The organism is Microbispora sp. H10836 (assembly GCF_012999525.1).
GTDB lineage: Bacteria > Actinomycetota > Actinomycetes > Streptosporangiales > Streptosporangiaceae > Microbispora.
Genome location: NZ_JABBWU010000023.1, coordinates 94513 through 113363 on the forward strand (window position 1 = coordinate 94513; position 18851 = coordinate 113363).

12 protein-coding genes are annotated in these 18851 nt (G+C 72.6%); all 12 read right to left on the bottom strand.

Annotated features, from left to right (window positions below; all coding sequences use genetic code 11):
- Positions 1 to 22: 22 nt before the first annotated feature.
- Entirely contained in the window at positions 23 to 1327 is a 1305-nt protein-coding gene (locus HHX30_RS32950; RefSeq protein WP_169987003.1) for a TIGR02679 family protein, read from the bottom strand.
- Positions 1324 to 5805 carry an SbcC/MukB-like Walker B domain-containing protein gene (locus tag HHX30_RS32955; RefSeq protein WP_169987005.1) on the bottom strand — a complete coding sequence of 1494 codons (4482 nt, stop codon included), beginning with the start codon at positions 5803 to 5805 and terminating at the stop codon, positions 1324 to 1326. The genes HHX30_RS32950 and HHX30_RS32955 overlap by 4 nt, the downstream gene beginning before the upstream one ends.
- On the bottom strand, positions 5802 to 7226 hold the full coding sequence (locus HHX30_RS32960) for a DUF2398 family protein (protein ID WP_311922965.1): 1425 nt from the start codon (positions 7224 to 7226) through the stop codon (positions 5802 to 5804). The genes HHX30_RS32955 and HHX30_RS32960 overlap by 4 nt, the downstream gene beginning before the upstream one ends.
- Positions 7223 to 8767, bottom strand: coding sequence for a TIGR02677 family protein (locus tag HHX30_RS32965; protein ID WP_169987007.1), 1545 nt, complete (start codon positions 8765 to 8767; stop codon positions 7223 to 7225). Before HHX30_RS32965 ends, HHX30_RS32960 begins: the two co-directional genes overlap by 4 nt.
- Positions 8768 to 8944: 177 nt before the next feature.
- On the bottom strand, positions 8945 to 9697 hold the full coding sequence (locus HHX30_RS32970) for a GH12 family glycosyl hydrolase domain-containing protein (protein WP_311922969.1): 753 nt from the start codon (positions 9695 to 9697) through the stop codon (positions 8945 to 8947).
- A 169-nt stretch (positions 9698 to 9866) separates the two neighbouring features.
- The gene (locus HHX30_RS32975; protein ID WP_169987011.1) at positions 9867 to 10733 is read right to left on the bottom strand and encodes a haloalkane dehalogenase; all 867 of its coding nucleotides are present in this window, start codon (positions 10731 to 10733) and stop codon (positions 9867 to 9869) included.
- A 43-nt stretch (positions 10734 to 10776) separates the two neighbouring features.
- On the bottom strand, positions 10777 to 11592 hold the full coding sequence (locus HHX30_RS32980; protein ID WP_169987013.1) for an SDR family oxidoreductase: 816 nt from the start codon (positions 11590 to 11592) through the stop codon (positions 10777 to 10779).
- 110 nt (positions 11593 to 11702) lie between these two features.
- The gene (locus tag HHX30_RS32985; protein WP_169987015.1) at positions 11703 to 12524 is read right to left on the bottom strand and encodes a carbohydrate ABC transporter permease; all 822 of its coding nucleotides are present in this window, start codon (positions 12522 to 12524) and stop codon (positions 11703 to 11705) included.
- Positions 12521 to 13510, bottom strand: a complete 990-nt coding sequence (locus HHX30_RS32990) for a carbohydrate ABC transporter permease (RefSeq protein WP_169987017.1) — start codon at positions 13508 to 13510, stop codon at positions 12521 to 12523. The genes HHX30_RS32985 and HHX30_RS32990 overlap by 4 nt, the downstream gene beginning before the upstream one ends.
- Positions 13511 to 13593: 83 nt before the next feature.
- On the bottom strand, positions 13594 to 14871 hold the full coding sequence (locus tag HHX30_RS32995) for an extracellular solute-binding protein (protein ID WP_169987019.1): 1278 nt from the start codon (positions 14869 to 14871) through the stop codon (positions 13594 to 13596).
- A 30-nt stretch (positions 14872 to 14901) separates the two neighbouring features.
- Positions 14902 to 16608, bottom strand: coding sequence for a hypothetical protein (locus HHX30_RS33000; protein ID WP_211592936.1), 1707 nt, complete (start codon positions 16606 to 16608; stop codon positions 14902 to 14904).
- Between the two features lie 138 nt (positions 16609 to 16746).
- Positions 16747 to 18705, bottom strand: a complete 1959-nt coding sequence (locus HHX30_RS33005) for a glycoside hydrolase family 127 protein (RefSeq protein ID WP_169987021.1) — start codon at positions 18703 to 18705, stop codon at positions 16747 to 16749.
- Positions 18706 to 18851 lie beyond the last annotated feature (146 nt).

An 18851-nucleotide genomic window follows, 5' to 3' on the forward strand; every position in this document is an offset into this window, starting at 1 on the left:
TACGGCCGTCACCCGCGCGGTGTCACTCCCGAAGATCCGCGAGCAGCGGATCGGCGACGGCCTCCTCGTAGACCGCGGCCCCGTGCTCACGCATCGCCTCCGCGAGGGCCGGATCCCATGGCGTGGGCACCGGTCGCCCGGTGAGCCCGACACGCCCCTCGCCGTCAGCGGCCTCCCCGTCCCCGGCCTCCCTGCCCCCGGCCTTCACGGCGTCGCCGAGACCGGCGAGGTAGTCGGCGGCGGTCATGCGCCAGAGCTCCGCGCCGTGGCGCCGCGCGACGGCTCCGGCCATGTCCACTCCCGGCCAGTCGAAGTCGCCGTGGTAACGCAGCCGGGCCCCGCCGCGCACGGCGACCGCCGCCAGCCGGTGGAAGGCCGTCGACGGGCGTCCCTCGGTGCAGACGAGTGGCGGGCATCCCGGCCCCAGCTCCGCCGCCGCGCGCCGCAGGACGGCCGGGTTCTCGCAGACATGGACGACCGGGGCCCGCAGAGTGATCGAGAAGGTGCTCAGCTGGTGAAGCGTGACCTGGAACGGCGTGCCGAACCGGGCGGCGCCGGTGAGCCACTCCCCCAGTCCCTCCCCCTCCGCCGGCAGGTTCAGGACGAGGATCCGGCTGGCGAGGTCGTCGACTACGACCTCGTAGTGGTCCCACAGTTCACGGCGCCCCTCTGCCGTCCCCGGAAGCGGAACGCTCTCGCGGATCGCGAGCGCCCGCAGGACCAGGGTGGACAGGGTGGTCCGATGGTTGAGGGCCTTGGGATCGCCGGTGACCTCGGCAGCCAGCCCGGCGAGGGTGACGGGCGCGCGGCCCTCGGGACGGGCCTCCAGGAACTCCAGAACTGCGACGGCCTGTGCGAGCACGCCGACGGTCTCCGGCCGCGCGATGAGTCTGCCCACCGTGCCGTTACGACGCACCGCACCCAGCCAGGTGCGGAACCACTCGGCGCTCTCGTGCAGCGGGCTCTGCTCGGCAGGCCCCAGGGCCTCACGCCGGGCGGCGAGGGCGCGGGCGGCTTCGGCGGGGCGGTTCGCCAGCGGGCGGCCGTCGAGGGCCTCCAGCAGTCCGGCGAGGGTGAGCCCGGTGCCGGCGCGTACGACGGCGTCGAGTTCACGCAGCGTCACGGAGACGGTCCCGGCGCCGAGACCGCGATGGCGGCCGGTGATGCCGATGATCGCGTTCCGTTCCGCCTCGTCGGGACCGCCGAGCCGGACCGGCGGCCCGTCCAGGCTGCCGCCGTTGTTCTCCAGGCGCCGCCGCGCGGCGCGGAGCAGGCGCCGGTATTCCGGCGCGTGGTAGCGCTTCACCGCCTCGGGGCCGCCGCTCATACCTCTTCCTCCATCTCGTCGGCCCTATCGTGATCGGCCGCGGCGAGGAGAGTGCCCTCGGTGAGGGCGGGAGCGCGGCGGCTCGGCCGGAAACCGAGCAGCGTCTCGGCCAGTTCCTCGTTGCCGGCGAAACCGGCGTCGGCGTCGATGGTCTGGTCACCGTCCCAGAGCATCAGCATCGCCGAGACCGCGTGGGCGCTCTTGTCATGGTGCATGTCGTAGTGCGCGGCCATCGGCACGGTGTCGAAGTGGATCCACAGGTCGTGGCCGGTCATGAACAGGTCGAGGCCGAACTTCACGGTCAGGCCCAGCAGCTCGGGCTTGTACCGGTCGTCGATGCCGGCGAACGCCTCGTCCAGCGCGATCGTGCGCGGGCAGGTGGGCTTGGCGGACGAGTAGAGGGCGTTGGCCGCCGCGAACAGCGGAAGGTGGATGGCCGCCGACTTCTCCCCGCCGGACATCTGCTCGTGCTTGGCCCGGGTGAGCTTCGCCTCCTTCTCCCCCGGCACGGCGAGCACCAGCTCGAAGCCGTACCAGGTGCGGTAGTCGAGCACGTCGGCGAGGGCCTGCCTGTACGTGGCGCGCGGATGGGCGGCCCGGTAGCCGCGGATCATCTCCCGCAGCAGGCCGCGCAGCTCGGCCAGCCCGGCCACGCCGAGCCCCTGCGCGTCCCGGTCGAGGAGCCGCGCGACCGCGACCTGCCGGTCGTTCAGCCTGTCGGAACGGCCCCAGCGGATGCCGATCCTGGTGCCGGACGACATGGGCCGGGACCGGGTGTCCTCGTTCATCCCGCGCACGAGGTCGCGCGCGGTGCGGACCCGGTCGTGCACCTGCTGGGCGAGCGCGGTGAGCAGCTCGTCCTCCAGCACCGTCCGCTCCCGCTCCTCGAGCAGGATGCCCTGCTCCTGAACGCGGTCGGCGACGCGCCGGGCGAACGCGGCGACGGGATTGCGGCCTCCCTCGTCGCTGACGTAGACCATCACGACGCCGGTGGGGTCGTGCTCCAGGCGGTAGTCCTCGGCGCAGCCGTCGAGCGCGTCCTGGAAGGTCCGCAGCGAGGCCGACAGCCGGCTCGCGGAGCTCTTGAGCGCGCTCTCCCCCGGCACGCGGATGTCGGCCATCTCCGCGGCGAACGCGTCCAGCAGGGCGGCGACCTCTCCCGGCAGCACCCGGCCGACGAGGGCGGCGGGATCGGGCGGCGGCCCGCCCCCCTCTCCGGCGATGGCGTGGGCGGACAACTCCGCCGCCACCGACGCGGCCGCCTCGGCGGGCTCGGGCCAGCCGACATGGGCGGGCCAGGGCGCGGTGGCGGTGACGCCGAGCAGCGGGCGCAGCTCCAGGTGCGCGTACGGCCCGAACGACGCGGCGTGCTCGAAGAGGTGCCCGAGGGCCTGGCCGACAGACGCCTGGCCGTGCTTGAGGTCGTTCTCGGCGACGATCAGCGCCCTGTCCTCCCGCGCCGCCGCGGCGGCGTGCTCCTCGCACCGCCGGCGGACCTCGGCGAGGTGACGCTCGGCCTCGCCGACCTGGGCGAGCACCTCGCGCAGCGGCGCGTCGAGGGCCTCCTCGCCCGCCCTGAGCTCCTCGACGTCGGCCCGGTGCTCCCGCTCCTTGTCCTCCAGAGCGCGGGAGTCCGCGTCGTGCCGCTCGCGCTGCCGGGCGATCGCGGCCTGCCGGGAGGCCAGGTCCCGCTCCTCGGACGCGGCCCGCTCGCGGCCGTCGTGCAGCCGCTGCGCCGTCGCGAGGAAGTCGTCGACGGCCCGCGCGACCGCGTCGACCTCCTGCTCGGCGACGGGCATGCCGCGTTCGGCCGCGACCTGCCGGAGCCGCCGGCGCGCCGCGTCGACCTGGGCCACCGCGGCGTCCAGGTCGCGGCGGCGGCCGGCCAGTGCCGACCGTGCCTGGGCCAGCAGGGCGGACTCGCGCGACACGCGGGCGACGGCCGCGGCGACCGCCGTGGCGGGCGGAAGCTCCCGCCGTGCCCGGGCGAAGTCCTCCAGGCGGCGGTTGGCACCCGCCAGGTCCCGCTCGGCGGCCTCGTGCGCCCGGCTCGTCTCAACGATCATCTCGTCGTACTCGGCGAGCCTGGCCGCACGGCGGTTGGCCCGGTTCGTGGCGCCGATGTATTCGGGCGACGGCTTGGGCCTAGCGCCGACGAGGAGACCGAGGCCGAACTGGGCCCGGCCGGTCACCACCGGCACCGGTCCACCCTCTAGATCCCGGCGGGGCGTGATCGTGTCGGAGACCGCGACCGACCGCAGCACGTCCGCGACGACCGCCGCCGGAACCAGGTCCTGCTCCTCCGGCACGAGCACGTCGGCGAGCGTACGGCCGGACGGGCGGCTCTCCTCGGGAAGCGGGAGCAGGTAACCGTCGGGCTCCGGGACCGCGACGGCGTCGAGGGTGTGCCGCGCCTGCGGGTGCACCCAGGCGGTCAGCAGTCCCGCGCCGTACAGGGCTCCTTCGAGACCGGCCGCGTCCTGCTCGCCGAGGCCGTCGGCGAACCGGACGAGCCGCCACAGGGGCGCCCCCGGGCGTCCGTCGCGGTCCGCCGTCCGGCGATCGTCGTGCGGCGGCGCCTCGTCGCGCTCCGCCGCGATCTCCTCCCGCTCGCGGCGCAGGCGGACGAGCTCGGCGGCGAGGTCGCGGACCCGGGCGGACAGGCGTTCGGCGGACCTGGCCGCCTCCGTGCGCCGTTCCTCGGTCCGCACGCTGTAGACCTCGGCCGGGGACGGCGCTCCGGCGTCACCGGCGTGGTCGAGGGCCTCGGCCAGGGCCTCCACGTCGGCCGGCCCGGCCACGGCCCCGTCGTCCCCCGCGTGCTCGTCCCCCGCGTGCTCGTCCCCCGCGTGCTGGTCCTCCGCGTGCTGGTCCTCCGTGTGCTCGTCGTCTGGGCGCGCATCCGCGGGCCGCCCGTTCTCTGAGAGCTCCTTCTCCGAAAGCTCCCGTTCCGCGCGCTCCTTCTTTGGCGGCACCGGCGCACCGGCCCAGCGGACGGCCCAGGCACCGAGTGCCTCCCGCGCATCGCGACGCGCTGCCGCCAGCGCGGCGTCGGCGGCCTCGCACCGCCCTTCCCGTTCCCCGACGTCCTTGTCGGCATTGTCATGGTCGGTCTCGGCCCGTAGCCGGTCCCGTTCCGCCGCGGACACTCTGGCGACCTCGTCGCGGACCTTCGCGACGTCGTCCCGGCGGGCGGTGGCCCGGGCCCTCGCCGTCGTGAGCAGGTCCTCCCCCGTGTCGGCCGGACCGTCCCCATCGTGGGAGACTCCGGCCCGCTCCGCCGCGTCGGCGAGGTCCGTGGCGTGGCGGACGATCGCCGCCCGGGCGCCCTCCAGCCGCTCCGCGAGCTCGCCCGCCTCTCCTTCGAGGGCGGCCAGGTGATCGGCGACGTCCGTCAGCCGGGCCCGCTCCCGTTCGATCTCCTCGCCCGTCTTGGCGACCTGACGGCGGCGCAGGTCCAGCTCGCCCCGGGCGCGGTAGGCGTCGTCCGCGCGCAACACGGCGAGGCGGCGCTCCAGGCCCTCCCGCTCGGCCTCCGCCGCGGCGGCCGCCGCCGTCGCGGTCTCGCGTGCGGCCGCGGCCGTCTTCCGCGCGTCCTCGGCCCGCACCAGCGTGCGGGCGTGCTCCACCGCGCCGGCCATCTCGGTCTGGATGCGGGACAGCCGTGCCTTCGCGTGGGTGCGCAGGTAGGCGACGTAGTCGGTCAGGAACGCCCGTACGGCCTCGTCCGCGGCGGCGAAGTCGTCGAACTGCTTCTGCACCGCCGCGAGGTTCTCGAAGTCGCGGGCCGCCTGGTCGACGAGCTCCTCGTCGAGAGGGCTGAGACCCGAGGTGAGCGTGGCGGACACCTTGTCGGGGTCGAGGTCCTTGGCCAGCAGCGGGCGGCGCAGCGCCAGCAGCAGGTCGAGGAGCTGGGTGTAGCGCTCCCTGCCCAGCCCGAACAGCCGGGCGTCCACCGCGTCGCGATACTGCGTGGCGGTCTCGCTGTGGGCATCCGGCCCGAGAACGGCCTTGAGCTGCCGCTCGGTGAGCGGCCGGGAGTCGGGCGCCAGCAGCCCGAAGTCGACGCCGAGGCGCTTGTCGGTGACGAAGAACGAGGTCCGCACCCCGTCGCGGTGCCGGTGCGCGCGGATGCCGATGACGAGGGTGACGGTCTCGTCGGTCTCGGCGGGCTCCGCCCCGATCTCCCGCCGGGCGAACTCCATCCACACGTAGCCGTACTCGGCCTCCTGCCCCCGATAGAGCAGGTTGGACTTCATCGTCCTGTTCTCGCCGCTGAACGGGTCGAGCCGCCGGGCGTCCGCCACACCGTCGAGGATGAACGGGAAGAGCACCTCCAGCGCCTTGGTCTTGCCCGAGCCGTTGTGCCCGCGCAGGACCAGGCGCCCGTCGGCGAAGGCGAACTCCTCGTCGACGTAGTCCCACACGTTGATCACACCGGCCCTGCTGGGCTGGAACCGGTCGCTCGGCGGCGTCATCGCTCCTCCTCCTGCGCCGGCGCGTCCTCCCGCGCCGACGGGTCCTTCTGTGTGGCCGGCTCGGGCAGCGCCACCAGCGCCAACTGGCCGCCCGAGGTCCGGGTGGGCAGGGCGGCCCGGATGTTGCGGTACCGCAGCGCGGCGGGCAGGACGAGCACGCCGCCGGGCACCGGCCTGAGCAGCATCAGGTCCGCGAGGAAGCCGACGACCGCGTCGAGCAGCCCCCGGGGATCCTGCTGCCAGGCTGTCGTGAACGAGGCCGCCCCGAACTCGTCGTACATCTCGGTCGTCATCGACTCGAGGCGGCCGCGCTCCACGAACGGCGCCTCGGCGGGCGCGGGCCGGTCGCCGGGGGAAAACGGCTCCGCCTCCGCGGCGGACCAGGCGAGTTCGGAGACCACGCCGTCGCGGGGCAGGCCCGCGTCCATCCGCGCGACGAGGCCGGCCTGGTCGTCGGCGAGCGCGGGGACGGGCAGCCTCTTCGGAAAGTGCTCGGGATCCTCCAGCAGGTCGGCGATCTTGGCCAGCAGGAGGCCGGCGGCCCGGCTCACCGCGTTGCCCCGGCCCGGGAACGGCCGGTCGGTGAAGACGCCGCCCGGATCGGCGAGCATGACGCCCTCCGCGCGCCGTTCCAGGGCCAGGCCGGTGAGCCGGACGAGGTCCTCGGCGAGACCCGGGGACCGCAGCGCGTCGGCCACCTCGGGGTCGACGTCCGCGAAGTACACCACGGGGAACTCGACGAGCAACCGCCTGGCCCTGCGGACGGGGTTCGCGTGCGGCGGCTCGTGCACCAGGCCGGCCGCGCTGGTGAGGTGCTGGACGGGCCGGGCCGGTTTGAACAGCACCGCGCAGATGTCATGGTCGATGTCGTACAGCGCGTCGCCGCGCTCGGTGTCGCGCGCCCACCACTCCAGGCTGCCGTCGGACAGCCGGAGCGCGCCGCGGTCCACCAACCAGCCCAGCACGTCGACGACGGCGGCCTTGTGCGAGCCGAGCGCGGGGTCGAAGCCGAGACCGTCGATGGAGTTGGCCAGCGGCGTGAAGATCCGCACCAGGTCCGCCAGGCTGATCTCGATGCGGGAGCGCTGGAACGACCCGAGCACCAGGCACAGGTAGGCCAGCCGGCGGCGGTCGAACGGCTTGCCCTTGCGGGAGAAGATCGACCGCTGCGTCTCGTCCAGGACGTCGAGATGGCGGACCAGCCGCACGTGGTGGGTCGTGGCGATCAGCGTGTAGCCGAGCAGTTCGCGGAAGTCGCGCGTCATCTCGTCGGCCCACCGCAGCGCCTGGTCGAGCACGCCGGGGCGCGGCCGCTCCCTGGTGATCAGGTCGCAGGTCAGCACCCGGCGGACCGCCTGCTGGTAAGAGCCGAGGTCGGCGGCGGAGACGCCGATGGCGGCCCGGGCGCGAGGAGTCGTCACCGGGAACCCCCCGCCCCCGAACCCGCCGCCGGTGTCCGCCCGGCGATCTCGACCCGGAACCCGGGTAGGTGGAGCAGTCCCCGCGCGGTGCGCACCGCGCTCCCGCTGCCGGACGGCACGAGCCGGATCATCACGGCGTCGTCGGCGCCGGAGCCCCTCTTCAGGCGGCCGGCGACGACCGTGCGTCCCTCCAGCGCCCGCGTCATCAGCTTCAGCAGGACCCTGGTCTCCGCGTCGTCGAGCTCCCGGCCGTGCGCGCCCAGCCCCACCAGGTGTCCGGCGGCCTCGCGCTCGGCCGCGCGCTCCGCGGCCTGCTCGCGGCGTAGCGCGGCCCGCGCGCCGGGGTTGCCGCGCACCGGAGCGGGCACGCCCGTCGTGGGCGCCTTCCCACTGCGGAAGAGCGTGACCGACACCTCCACCCCCGGCGCGTCCCACCACGTGTTCCTGGGCGAGATCTGTTCGGTGTCCTCGTGGGCCACGCCCAGGTGCCGCGCGCTGCGCAGGTTGAACGCCGCCCCCATCAGCGCGTGGGCGGCCCCCTCGTCCGGTGCGTTCCAGACCCACTCGGCCAGGTGCCGCAGCTGGGTGGCCCGGTTGACGCCGCCGCGCTGCGCCTCCGAGATCTGCCGCAGCAGCGCGATCACCCCCGACACCGCGACGCGCGTCGCGTTGCGCAGCTCCCCCGCGCGGGACTCCTCCGGCCCCTCGGGCGCGAACCACGCCCGCAGGGCAGACCAGCGGCGGCGCCAGTCCTCCAGCCGCTCGTCGCGGTCCATGAAGGGCCGTTCGTCCGCCGCCGCCGCGCGGTCGAGCAGGGAGACCAGGCCACTCGTCTCGACGTCCCGTACGGCCGCGGCCAGGCGGGGCAGATATCGGTCGAGCTCCGCCATGAACTCGGACATGTGCGTCAGCAGGGCGTTCTTGTAGCGCAGGAACGTCTCCGGAGAGGCGTCGGTGGAGCGGATGATCTCGCCGAGCGTCACGTGGAAGTGCGCGGAGCGGCGTCCCATGTCCTCCATGACCGCGTCCAGCCGGGACAGCCGGCGGTAGACCTGCTCGCCCTCCCCCGCGCGGTTGGCCGCCGCCAGTGCCTTGAGGTCCTCCAGGATGTCGGAGAAGACCAGCCGCGACAGGTTCGCGTCCTGGATGCGGGCCGCGAGCAGGCCCTCCACCGAGGTGTACGCCCAGTAGCCGAGCTCGCTGAACTGGTAGACCGACTGCCTGTTGCGGTAGCGGACGAGGTCTCCGGCCCGCGAGGCGTCGTCGAACCGGTGCACCACCCCGTCCTCGTACAGGGCGTCCAGCCGGTCGCGCAGGTTGCCGTCGAAGGTGGGCACCTCGTCGTGGAGCCGGGCGAGCTCGGTGAGGGCCGCCTGCACCTCACCCGCGTCCACCTGGACCTGGTGCACCTCCCGCAGCCGGTCCATGGCCCGCAGCACCCACAGATAGGCCACATGGTCGTCACGCCTGGTGAAGTTGAACAGCCTGAACCGATCGCTGATCGCCGGCGAGTCGAGGTCAAGCGCCCTGCGTTCCGCCATCCGGCCCCCCAATCCGTGTCACGGATCCATGCCGGAAATCCGTGACGCACCCGCCCGATCGCGGAGTCCCGCCCGCCAGATCGCGGGCGGGGCTCCGCGTGCCGAGACGACCGTATTGGAGGGCACCGACAGTTCCGACCGGCACCCGTGGCCCGCCGCGGTTCCTGCCGAGATTCGTCAGCTCACCGTCAGGGAGTAGCCGTTGGTGCGGAAGTCCATCCCGCCGCTCGACGAGGTGATCTCGTAGCCGAACTGGACGTCGCCCAGAGTCACGTCGCCGAACCAGTTGTTCGTCCTGAGCCAGGTCAGCACCGCCTTGATGTCCACGGTGCCGGAGGTGGCGTTGCCCCGCCGGACGAACGAGAACACCTGGTTGGAGCCGTTGGAGCCGCGGTACACGTCCCAGCTGTGGCCGCCGACCGTCACGCTCGTCTGCCGGGAGCCGAGCGGCCCGACCGGGCCGTACTTGTTCATCCAGAGCATGATTTCGTAGGTGTGGCCGTCGCACCAGATGTCGTACGCCGCCGTGTACGCGCCGCCGTTCGGCACGGTGACGTTGAAGCCGCTGGTCGCCGAGCGCAGCGCGCTGATGCGCCGGTTCACGTTCCGGCTGACGTTGGGGTAGGACTTGACGCCGCCGGTGTTGGGGTGGTTCGCCCACACGCCCCAGTTGCTGTACGAGTTCGCCCAGATCGTCTGGGGACCGGCGCCGCCGCCCCAGATGTTGTTGTAGAGCGTGTAGCCGCCGTTGGTCCAGGTGCCCCACTGGTCCGACGAGGACCACACGGCCGCCTGGGCCGGGCTGGCGAGCAGCCCGACGACCGCCATGAGCGTCGATGCCGAGACGAGCAGACGCAGCGTTCTGAGCATGGTCTTCCTCTCCGCCGTAGTCCCTTCCGGCGCCGCCCGCGGCGGGCGGCGCCGTCGAATCCGCGGCGTCGAAGCGCTTCGACGGCATTTCGACGGTCCGAAACCTTCGACGCCGGGAGTGGGGTCACCGTAGGACCGCGAGCCCGTCGAGGAAACCCCGGCGTGACAACATCTCCGACTCCCCTGGTCAAGCCCGGCCGCGCGCGGGGCGCCGGTGAAACTTCCAGGCTCAGAGCTCTCGCGGCCCGTGCGTCCTCACCCAATCCGCGACGGCCCTGCCGATCAGCTCCGGATGATCCTCGGGGGTGTGGTGCCCCGCGACCACGTCGTACCGGCGGATCTCGAGGCCGGTCATGGTGGCCGCGCACCAGTCGATCATGTCCCGGTGCATCATCGTGCCGGGTCCGGGTGCGAAGGCGAGCAGCAGCTTCGGCACCTGCGGGCTGGCGGCCAGCCACGCGCCGTACGCCTCCACGCGTGCCACCACGTCGGCCGGCTCGCCGCCCAGCGGCATCGAGCGCGCCCACCGCAGCAGCGGGAGGCGGCTCTCCCGCGTCGGGAACGGCTCGCGATAGACGGCCAGGTCGCTCCGGTCGATCGGGGTGGCGACGGTCCCCGGCAGCCCCTGTTCGATGAACGCGTCGTCGTCGAGGATCATCTTCTCGCCGACGCCCTCGGTCTTGATGGCCGCGAACAGCTCCCGGCCCCCTTCGGGGAACTCCTCCCAGGTCATCGGCTTGACGATGGTTTCGGTGAAGGCGATCCCCCGCACGCGATCCGGATGACGGGAGGCCCAGTCGAAGGCCAGGGCGCCGCCCCAGTCGTGGCCGACGAGGACCACGTCGCGAAGGTCGAGGGCGTCGAACCAGGCATCCAGATAGCGCGCGTGATCCGCGAAGGTGTAGGCGATGCCGGGCTTGCCGGAACCACCCATGCCGATCAGGTCGGGCGCCAGTAGCCGGCCCTCGCCGACAGCGGGCATGACGTGCCGCCACAGGTAGGAGGACGTGGGGTTGCCGTGCAGGAAGACCATCGGCGCCCCGGAACCGGCTTCCCGATAGTGGATGGTTGCGCCGAGCACACTCTGAACGGGCACGACGGATTCCTCTCAGATGTCGAAGTGCGTGATCCGGCCGGTCTCACCGGAAGGCGGCCACGTTGCGTACGGCCCAGTCGGCGAAGGACCGGGGAGCGCGGCCGAGGACGCGTTCGACGTCCGCACCGGCCCTCCGCTCGGCCTCCAGCGGCTCCCCCAGGATGGCGAGCGTCCCCTCCACCACCTGCTCGGGCATGACGTGCAGCATCTGCGCCCGCGCCTCCTCCCGGGTCTGCTCGGCGAACCGCACCGGCGTGCCCAGCGCGGCCCCGATCGCCGCCGCGCGTTCCCGCGGAGTGGTCGGCGCGGGCCCGGTCAGTTCGTAGACGTGGCCCGCGTGCCCGTCCTCACGCAGGACGGCCGCGGCGACCTCGGCGATGTCGCCCGGGTCGACGGTCGGCAGGCCGACGTCGCCGAACGGAGCGGCGACGGTACGGCCGCCGCGGACGGACTCGGCCCAGGCGTAGGCGTTGGAGTGGAAGCCGCCGGGACGCAGGATCGTCCACTCCAGGCCGGACCGGCGCACCGCGTCCTCGAAGGCGGCGGGGTGGCGGTAGAACTCCGGCCTGGTCCCCGCCCCCTGGGAGGACAGCAGGACGACCCGGCCTACCCCGCCGGCCCGGGCGGCGTCGAGGACGGCCCGCGGGTCCTGACCGGCCACCAGCAGGAACAGTGCGTCCGCTCCGTCGAAGGCGTCCTTCAGCCCGGCGGGGTCCTCCAGGTCGCCCCGCACATGGCGTACCCCCTCGGGGAGTTCGGCGGCCCGCCGGGAGACGGCGGTCACCCGCTCGCCCGCGGCGGCGAGCAACGCGACCAACCGGCCCCCGACGTTCCCGGTGGCGCCCGTCACGACAATCATCGTCGCTCCAATAAGTTAGTTGGCTGACTTACTTGGAGCAACCGTAGCGGTCGCGGATCCGCTTGTCGACTCTCAGTCAGCTGCCCAACTAACTCAATTCCCGGACGCGCTCAGTCCTTGACCGCGCCGGCGGTGACGCCCGCGGCGACGTAGCGCTGCGCGATGACGAGAAGGACGGTGGCCGGGATCGAGGCGACGACCGCGGTGGCCATGATGGCGTTCCACTGCTGGTTGTTGTTGCCGATGTAGTGGTAGATGCCGAGCGTGATCGGCTGGTGGGCGCCGCCCTGGTCGAGGGTGGAGGCGAAGACGAAGTCCGACCACGCCCACAGGAACGCGAACAGCGACACCGTGATGACCGAGTTGCGGCTGACCGGCAGGACCACCGACCAGAAGGTCCGCAGCACGCCCGCGCCGTCCACCCGGGCCGCCTGCAGCAACTCCTCGGGGATGCCCGACATGAACGCCGTGAGGATCAGCACCGCGAACGGCACCGCCAGTGTCGAGTCCGCCACGATCAGCCCCGGCACGGTGTTGAGCACACCGGTGGCGAGGAAGATGGCGTAGAACCCCATCGCCATGATCACACCGGGGATCATCTGCGCGATCAGCAGCACGAAGCCCAGCACGCCACGGCCGCGCGGCCGCAGCTTGGCCAGCGAGTACGCCGCGGGCACCGCGATCGCCAGCGTCAGGGCCACGGTGCCCAGCCCGACGACCAGACTCACCCCGAGGTACGGCAACTGCTGCTCCAGCACCGCGCGGTACCCCTCGAGCGTCCCGTGCACGGGAAACCAGTACGGCGGCGACTTGCGCATGTCCTGGTCCCGGGTGAACGACACGTTGACCATCCAGTAGACGGGGAACAGCATGAACGCGGTGAACACCACGCCCAGGCCGGTCCGCCACCAGCCACGCCCGGCCGCCCTCATGCCGCTCCCTGCCTTCGCTGCGCGCGGATGTAGACGAGGCCGAAGACCAGCGCGATCACGATCAGCAGATTGCCGACCGCCGCGCCCGGCCCGAAGGAGGGCAGCAGGTTGCCGAAGCCCAGCCGGTAGGACCAGGTGGCAAGCGTCGTGGACGCGTCGCTGGGCCCGCCCTTCGTCATGATCCAGATGATGTCGAACACCTTCAGCGTGTAGACCAGCCCGAGCAGCAGCGTGATCGCCGAGACCGGCCGCAGCAGCGGGAACGTCACCTTCCAGAACCGCTGCCAGCCGGTCGCACCGTCCAGCTCGGCCGCCTCGTGGATGTGGGACGGGATCGCCTGCAGGCCGCTGTACAGCACGACGAGGTTGAACGGGATCCCGATCCAGATGTTGGCGATGGTCACCGACCACAGCGACCAGTCCGGCGACGTCAGCCAGTTGACCGGGTCGATGCCCACCGCCGCGAGCACCGCGTTGACCACGCCCGACTCGCTGTTGAGCATCCACGACCACGTCGAGGACGACACGATCAGCGGCAGCAGCCACGGCACCAGGAACAGCGCGCGCAACGTCGCCGACAGCCGGAAGCTCCGGGTGAAGAACACGGCCAGGGCGAGCCCGATGGTGAACTGGAAGGCCAGCGACACCACGGTGAACACCACCGTGTGCCACAGCGCCGGCCCGAACGTGGCGTCGCGGACGACCTTCGCGTAGTTGGCGAGCCCCGTGAACGGCGCGTCCCCCCGGACGAACGACCGCACCGTGTAGTCGCGCAGGCTCAGGTCGACGTTGCGGTACAGCGGATAGACGTAGAACGCGAGCAGATAGACCACCATCGGCGCGAGGAACGCCCATGCCGCCCACTGGCCCGATCGCCGTGCGGGCGCGCGGTGAGCGCTGCCGGCGCCCTGGGAACGCGGCGCCGGAACCCGCTCCCGCCGGTTCTCCCCCGCGCGCGGAGCCGGCGTCTGTGTTGCGTGTTTCATGCTTTCCTTCGTCTGAGGAGAGGGCGGGCCCGGATGCTCCGGGCCCGCGCGCCGCGCCTACCGAGCCGCCTACCGAGCCGCGCCTATTGAACGGCGCTCGCCGCCGTGGCCTGGGCGGCCGTCAGCGCCTCCTGCGGCGGCTGCGACCCGCTCAGCGCGGCCTGCATCGCCTTCCACATGGGCTCGGAGATCTTCGGGTACTTGGTGCCGAGATCGTCGCTGGTGCGGCCCTTGGCCGCCTTGACCGCCTCCACCCACACCTTCAGCTCGGCGTTCTGCTCGACCTGCGTGGCCTGCACCTCCTCGGTCGGCGCGATGTACGACAGCGTCGTCGTGGTGGTCAGCGAGTTGCCGGTGCTGGCCACGCACGTCACCAGCTTCTGCGAGGCGACGTAACGTGCGATGTCCTTCTGCACGGGCACGCTGACGAACTCGCCTCCGGTCGGCGCCGGGGCGGTGCCGCCGCCCTTGGCGGGGATCGGGATGATCCCGTACTCGAAACCGGTCTTCTTGGCGTTGGCCAGCTGCCAGGTGCCGTTCTCGCCGAACGCGAAGTCGCCGGTCGCGAACTCCTGCCAACTCGTGGTCTGGGTGTTGTTGATCACCGAGGTGGGGGCGTAGCCCTTCTTCACCCAGTCGGTCCACAGCGACAGCGCCGCCACGCCCTCCGCCGAGTCCAGCTTGGTGAGATTCGCGCCCGCGCCCCAGAACCACGGCAGGAACTGGAAGCTGCCCTCCTCGGTGCCGATGGCGGAGAACGTGATGCCCTTCTTGCCCGCCGCCTTCACCTTCTCCAGCGCCGCCGTCAGCGACGCCCAGTCCTTCACCGCGGCCGCGTCCACCCCGGCCTTCTTCAGCACCTCCTTGTTGTAGTAGAGGGCGAGGGTGTTCGCCCCGATGGGGATGCCGTACGTCTTGCCGCCGATCTGGCCCGCGGCCAGCAGGTTCGGCGAGACGGCCGAGGTGTCGATCTTCGTCTCGTCGGTCGAGGTCAGCACGCCCGCCTCGGCCAGCGTCGAGACGACCGGGTTGTCCACGATCAGCACGTCCGGCGAGTTGCCCTGCTGGGCCGCGAGCAGCGCCTTGTTGGTCAGGTCGGTGGTGTCGTAGGCGGTCCGCTTGACGGTCACCCCGGCCTGCGTGCCGCACTGGGTGAGCAGCTTCACCCAGTCGGAGGAGTCGTCGAACTGCGGGTACGGGTCCCAGATCGTGTAGGTCCCTCCCCCTGCGGCCTGGCCCGCGCCCGCCGGGGCGCCGCCGTCGCCGCCGGACGACCCGGAGCACGCGGTGAGCCCGCCGGTGACGGCGAGGACCACCAGGCCCAGGCCGGCGGCGCGCCGGCCCCTGTCGAGGCTTTCCATGTCGTTCTTCCTTTCGATGTCCGGCGCGGCTCAGGTCAGCTGGATGTAGTCCAGCTCGGCGTAGCCGGTGCCGCCGGCGAAGTTGGGGGACCCCTTGGCCAGGCGGATCACGTTGTAGCCCGCCCGCAGGTTGACCGTGGTGCTGATGGTGGCGCCGAACTGGCCCCACGCCGCGGTGGGCGGGTAGCTGACCGTCGTCCAGGCGCCGCCGTTGTAGGCCAGGCCCTGTGTCGCGGTCGCCCCGGTGGCGTTGGCGTAGCCGATGGTCATGGTGTACGCGCGGGCCGTGGGCACGTTCACCACGAAGTCGACGTAGCTGTCGGTGCTGTGCGTGCTCGTGTTGTTGTCGATGCGGCCGACGTAGCCGCCCTCGGACGCGCTGGAGCTCGTCAGCCGCTGGGCGCGGAAGACGGCGGCGTTCTCCGCCTCGTACCGCTGCTGGTAGGACGGCACCCCGCTCACCGGCTCGATCACCAGGTTGTAGGCGCTCGTCGCCGACATGTTCGGCACCGAGACGCTGATCTGCCCGTTGCTGACGGTGTACGTGCTCGTCGAGACGGTCGTGGGCGCGGTCACGGCGGTGAAGCGGCCACTCGCGGGGGTCGACTGCAGCGTGACCCGGACCGAGGAGCCCAGCGCGCCGATGCCGGTGACGCGGACCGTGTTGGTGCCGGACTCGTTGCCGAAGACCACGTTGACGATCTTCCGGGTGGAGTCGTAGGAGGCGAAGCCGTCCAGCCCGGTCTGGGTGGCGGGGGTGGTGGTCACCATGCGGCCGGCCATGTCGCCGTACCACTTGTACAGCCACCAGGTGCCGGTGGGCTGGCTGTTGTTGACGACCAGCCCGTTCATCGTGCCGTACTCGTACCAGAACGCCCGGTGCGCGGACTCGACGCCGCCGCGCTCCAGCTTGGCCACGTAGCTGGCGATCCGGCCGGGGACGTCCACCTCGCTCGTCGCGGCGTACTCGTTGATCGAGATACGCCGAGGGCTGATGCCGAGCGAGCTTTCCAGCGCGCGGTAGTCGGCGATGTGCGCGGCGATGGCGGTGGGATCGCCCAGCTCGTGCCAGCAGATGACGTCGGGCAGCGTGCCCGCGGCCTTGGCGCTGCTCAGGAAGGACGACAACCAGGAGCGGTTGTAGTAGGAGGTGCTCGGGCCGACGATCGGCGTCGTGGCGTCCAGTGCCCGCACGGCCCGGTAGGTGCGCGTCCAGCCGTCGTTGAAGGACCCGGCGGCGGAGGTGTTCCACGTCCAGTCGGGCTCGTTCCACAGCTCCCAGCCGATGACGTTGGTCACCGAGGTCGCGTTGAGACGGGCGCGGACCATCGTGTCGATCTTGGCCAGCCAGTCGTTCCAGCTCACCCACCGGTACGGGAAGTCCGGGTAGATGTCCGGCATCCGGATGAACTCCCCGGCGCCGAGGCGGGTGGCCTGCGGGGCCACGAGCAGGGAGTCGCCTCCGGGCGGCTGGCCGTTGGGTCGCTGCCCCACGCCGGGGGCGGGCTGCGTCAGCGAGTTGAGTTTCAGCGGCAGCAGTGTGGAGTCGGCCGGGCGGCTGTTCTCCGCCAGGCCGTACAGGCCGCCGGCGGCGACATGGGTGACGGGCCGGAAGGGCTGGGCGACGTTCACCGTGAGGGTGGCGCCCGCCGCTTCGGCGGGCGCCAGTGGGACGAGCGCCGTGGTCAGTGACACGGCCAGCGCGGACAGCAGGACCGTGCTTCGGGGTCTGCGCATGAACGACCTCGCTCTTTCTGTGCTCAGGTGGGGGGTAGAGCAGGAGGTGAAGCGGGACCGTCCCTCCCCGGACCGGCGGACGCCGTGGACGGTCCCCATGCGGGCGGGTCCGGCCCGGTGGGGGCCGGCCCGCCGCGGTCATCCGGCGGCGGCGACCGGGATCCAGACCCGCATCGGGCCCTCGCTCCGGTTGCCCCACAGGAAGTACGGCACCGCCGTGAGCGTGAGCGGCGTGCCCGTCCGCTCCCGCCTGGGTCCGGCGGTGTACAGCGAATCGCCGGCGTCGGCGACCAGCCCGCGGGCGGTGAGGACGACCGGGACGTCCGGCAGGTCCTCCCGGTCACCCGGTGTGATCGGAACGGCAGGGGCGGCAGGGTCGAGCCGCACGTCCTCCAGGACCGTGCCGGGCGGCAGGTCGGCCTGTTCCAGGCAGTACACGAGCGGGCCGCGCGCCAGGGCCACGCACCCGCGCACCGCGTCGACCCGTGGGTGGGCGGCCACCTGCCGGACGGGCATCTCGAGGTCGAGGACGACGGTCGCGCCCGGCCTCCAGGCGCGGGTGACCCGGACATAACCGTCCCGTACGGGCGCCCGAACCGGTTCCCCGTCGACGCTCACCGTATACGCGGCGCACCAGGCGGGCACGCGCAGCGCGAGTGTCCAGGGCGCGTCGGCCTCGGAGGTCACGGCCAGCTCGACGCGTCCCTGCCAGGGGTAGTCCGTGCGCATCTCCACTCGGCGCCCGTCGGGGGTGGTCAGAGAGGCGTCGCCGTACAGGTGGATCTGCAGGCCGCCGTCGTCGGCGGTCGACAGGTAGCCGGGCAGCGAGGCCATGAGGCGGGCGATGTTCGGCGGGCAGCAGGCGCACGAGTACCAGGGCAGGCGGCGCGCCGCCGCCTCCTCGCCCGTGCTGGCGTGCCCGGTGCGCAGGTGCAGGGGGTTGGAGTAGAAGAAGTGCCTGCCGTCGGACGAGACGGCGGCGGCGACCGCGTTGTACAGCACCCGTTCCATCTCGTCGGCGTAGCGGGCCCGTCCGGTCGCGAGCAGCAAGCGCCAGTTCCATTGGAAGCTCGCGATCGCCGCGCAGGTCTCGCCGTAGGCCCGGTCGGGCGGCAGCTCATACGGGTCGCCGTACGCCTCCTCACGGTGGCGCGAGCCGTGTGCGCCGGTGACGTAGGTCCGCGAGCGGAAGGCGTCGGCCCACAGCCGCTCCGCCGCGTCCAGCAGCGCCAGGTCGCCGGTCTCCACGGCCACGTCGACCATCCCGGCCAGCAGGTACAACTGCCGTACGGCGTGCCCGGTGACCTCCCGCACCTCGCGTACCGGCTGGTGGTCCTGGTAGTAGCGGGGGCCGAACCGGCCGTGGCCGAGCAGGCCGCGCCCGCGCAGGTCGAGGAAGCGCCGCGCCAGATCCAGGTACGGCCGGTGGCCGGTCACCCGGTACAGCTCGGCGAGGGCGGTCTCGACCTCGGGGTGCCCGCAGACCTCCTCCACTCCGTCCGGGCCGAACCGCTCGACCAGCAGGTCGGCGAACCGCCGGGCGACGGTCAGCAGATCGGGGCTCACCCCGGTGCGGGCCGCGGCCACCGCCGCCTGGAAGAGGTGGCCCGCGCAGTACAGCTCGTGGCTCCAGTCGGGCCTGGCCCACCGCTCCTGCGGCGCGACGACGGTGAAGTAGGAGTTGAGGTAGCCGTCCGCCCGCTGGGCGCGGGCGAGCAGCGCGGTCGTGCCGTCGACGAACGACCGCAGGCCGGCGTCTTCGGGCGAGGTCGCGAGCTGCCAGGCCGCCGCCTCCAGCGTCTTGTGTACGTCGGAGTCGGCGAACCACATGCCGGCGAACTCGTCCCCGGACTCCCCCGCGGCGGCGCGGAGGTTGCCGATGTTGCCGCTGCCGTGGAGGTTGTCCACGCAGTGCGGCAGCGTGGCCTCGGCGTTGCGCCGCCGCCATCGCCCGAGCAGGCCGCCTGCCCCCAACCGGGCCTGGCCGAGGCCGAGCGGCCGCAACGCGGACAGTGCGCCCGGAGTCGGGGTCACGGGCCCGGCGGCCTCGAGGCCGGGCGCGGCCGGGGCGGTGTCTGACAGCTTCTGCTGGGTCATTCCTGATCTCTCGTGTCGTGACGCGGGACGTGCGAGACTCCGCCGGGGACGGCCCGGCGGAAGGAAACCTAGGAAAATAAGGAAAACGGTTGCCGGAAAGCTACCAACGCCCTCCCGGGTCGTCAATAGCGGGTTTCCCCCGTGTT

Excerpts from the sequence above, each read along its gene's own strand:
- HHX30_RS32990 (WP_169987017.1), bottom strand. The coding sequence starts at position 13,510 with ATGAAACACGCAACACAGACGCCGGCTCCGCGCGCGGGGGAGAACCGG.
- HHX30_RS33005 (WP_169987021.1), bottom strand. The coding sequence starts at position 18,705 with ATGACCCAGCAGAAGCTGTCAGACACCGCCCCGGCCGCGCCCGGCCTC.
- HHX30_RS32980 (WP_169987013.1), bottom strand. The coding sequence starts at position 11,592 with ATGATTGTCGTGACGGGCGCCACCGGGAACGTCGGGGGCCGGTTGGTC.
- HHX30_RS33000 (WP_211592936.1), bottom strand. The coding sequence starts at position 16,608 with ATGCGCAGACCCCGAAGCACGGTCCTGCTGTCCGCGCTGGCCGTGTCA.
- HHX30_RS32955 (WP_169987005.1), bottom strand. The coding sequence starts at position 5,805 with ATGACGCCGCCGAGCGACCGGTTCCAGCCCAGCAGGGCCGGTGTGATC.
- HHX30_RS32965 (WP_169987007.1), bottom strand. The coding sequence starts at position 8,767 with ATGGCGGAACGCAGGGCGCTTGACCTCGACTCGCCGGCGATCAGCGAT.
- HHX30_RS32950 (WP_169987003.1), bottom strand. The coding sequence starts at position 1,327 with ATGAGCGGCGGCCCCGAGGCGGTGAAGCGCTACCACGCGCCGGAATAC.
- HHX30_RS32995 (WP_169987019.1), bottom strand. The coding sequence starts at position 14,871 with ATGGAAAGCCTCGACAGGGGCCGGCGCGCCGCCGGCCTGGGCCTGGTG.
- HHX30_RS32985 (WP_169987015.1), bottom strand. The coding sequence starts at position 12,524 with ATGAGGGCGGCCGGGCGTGGCTGGTGGCGGACCGGCCTGGGCGTGGTG.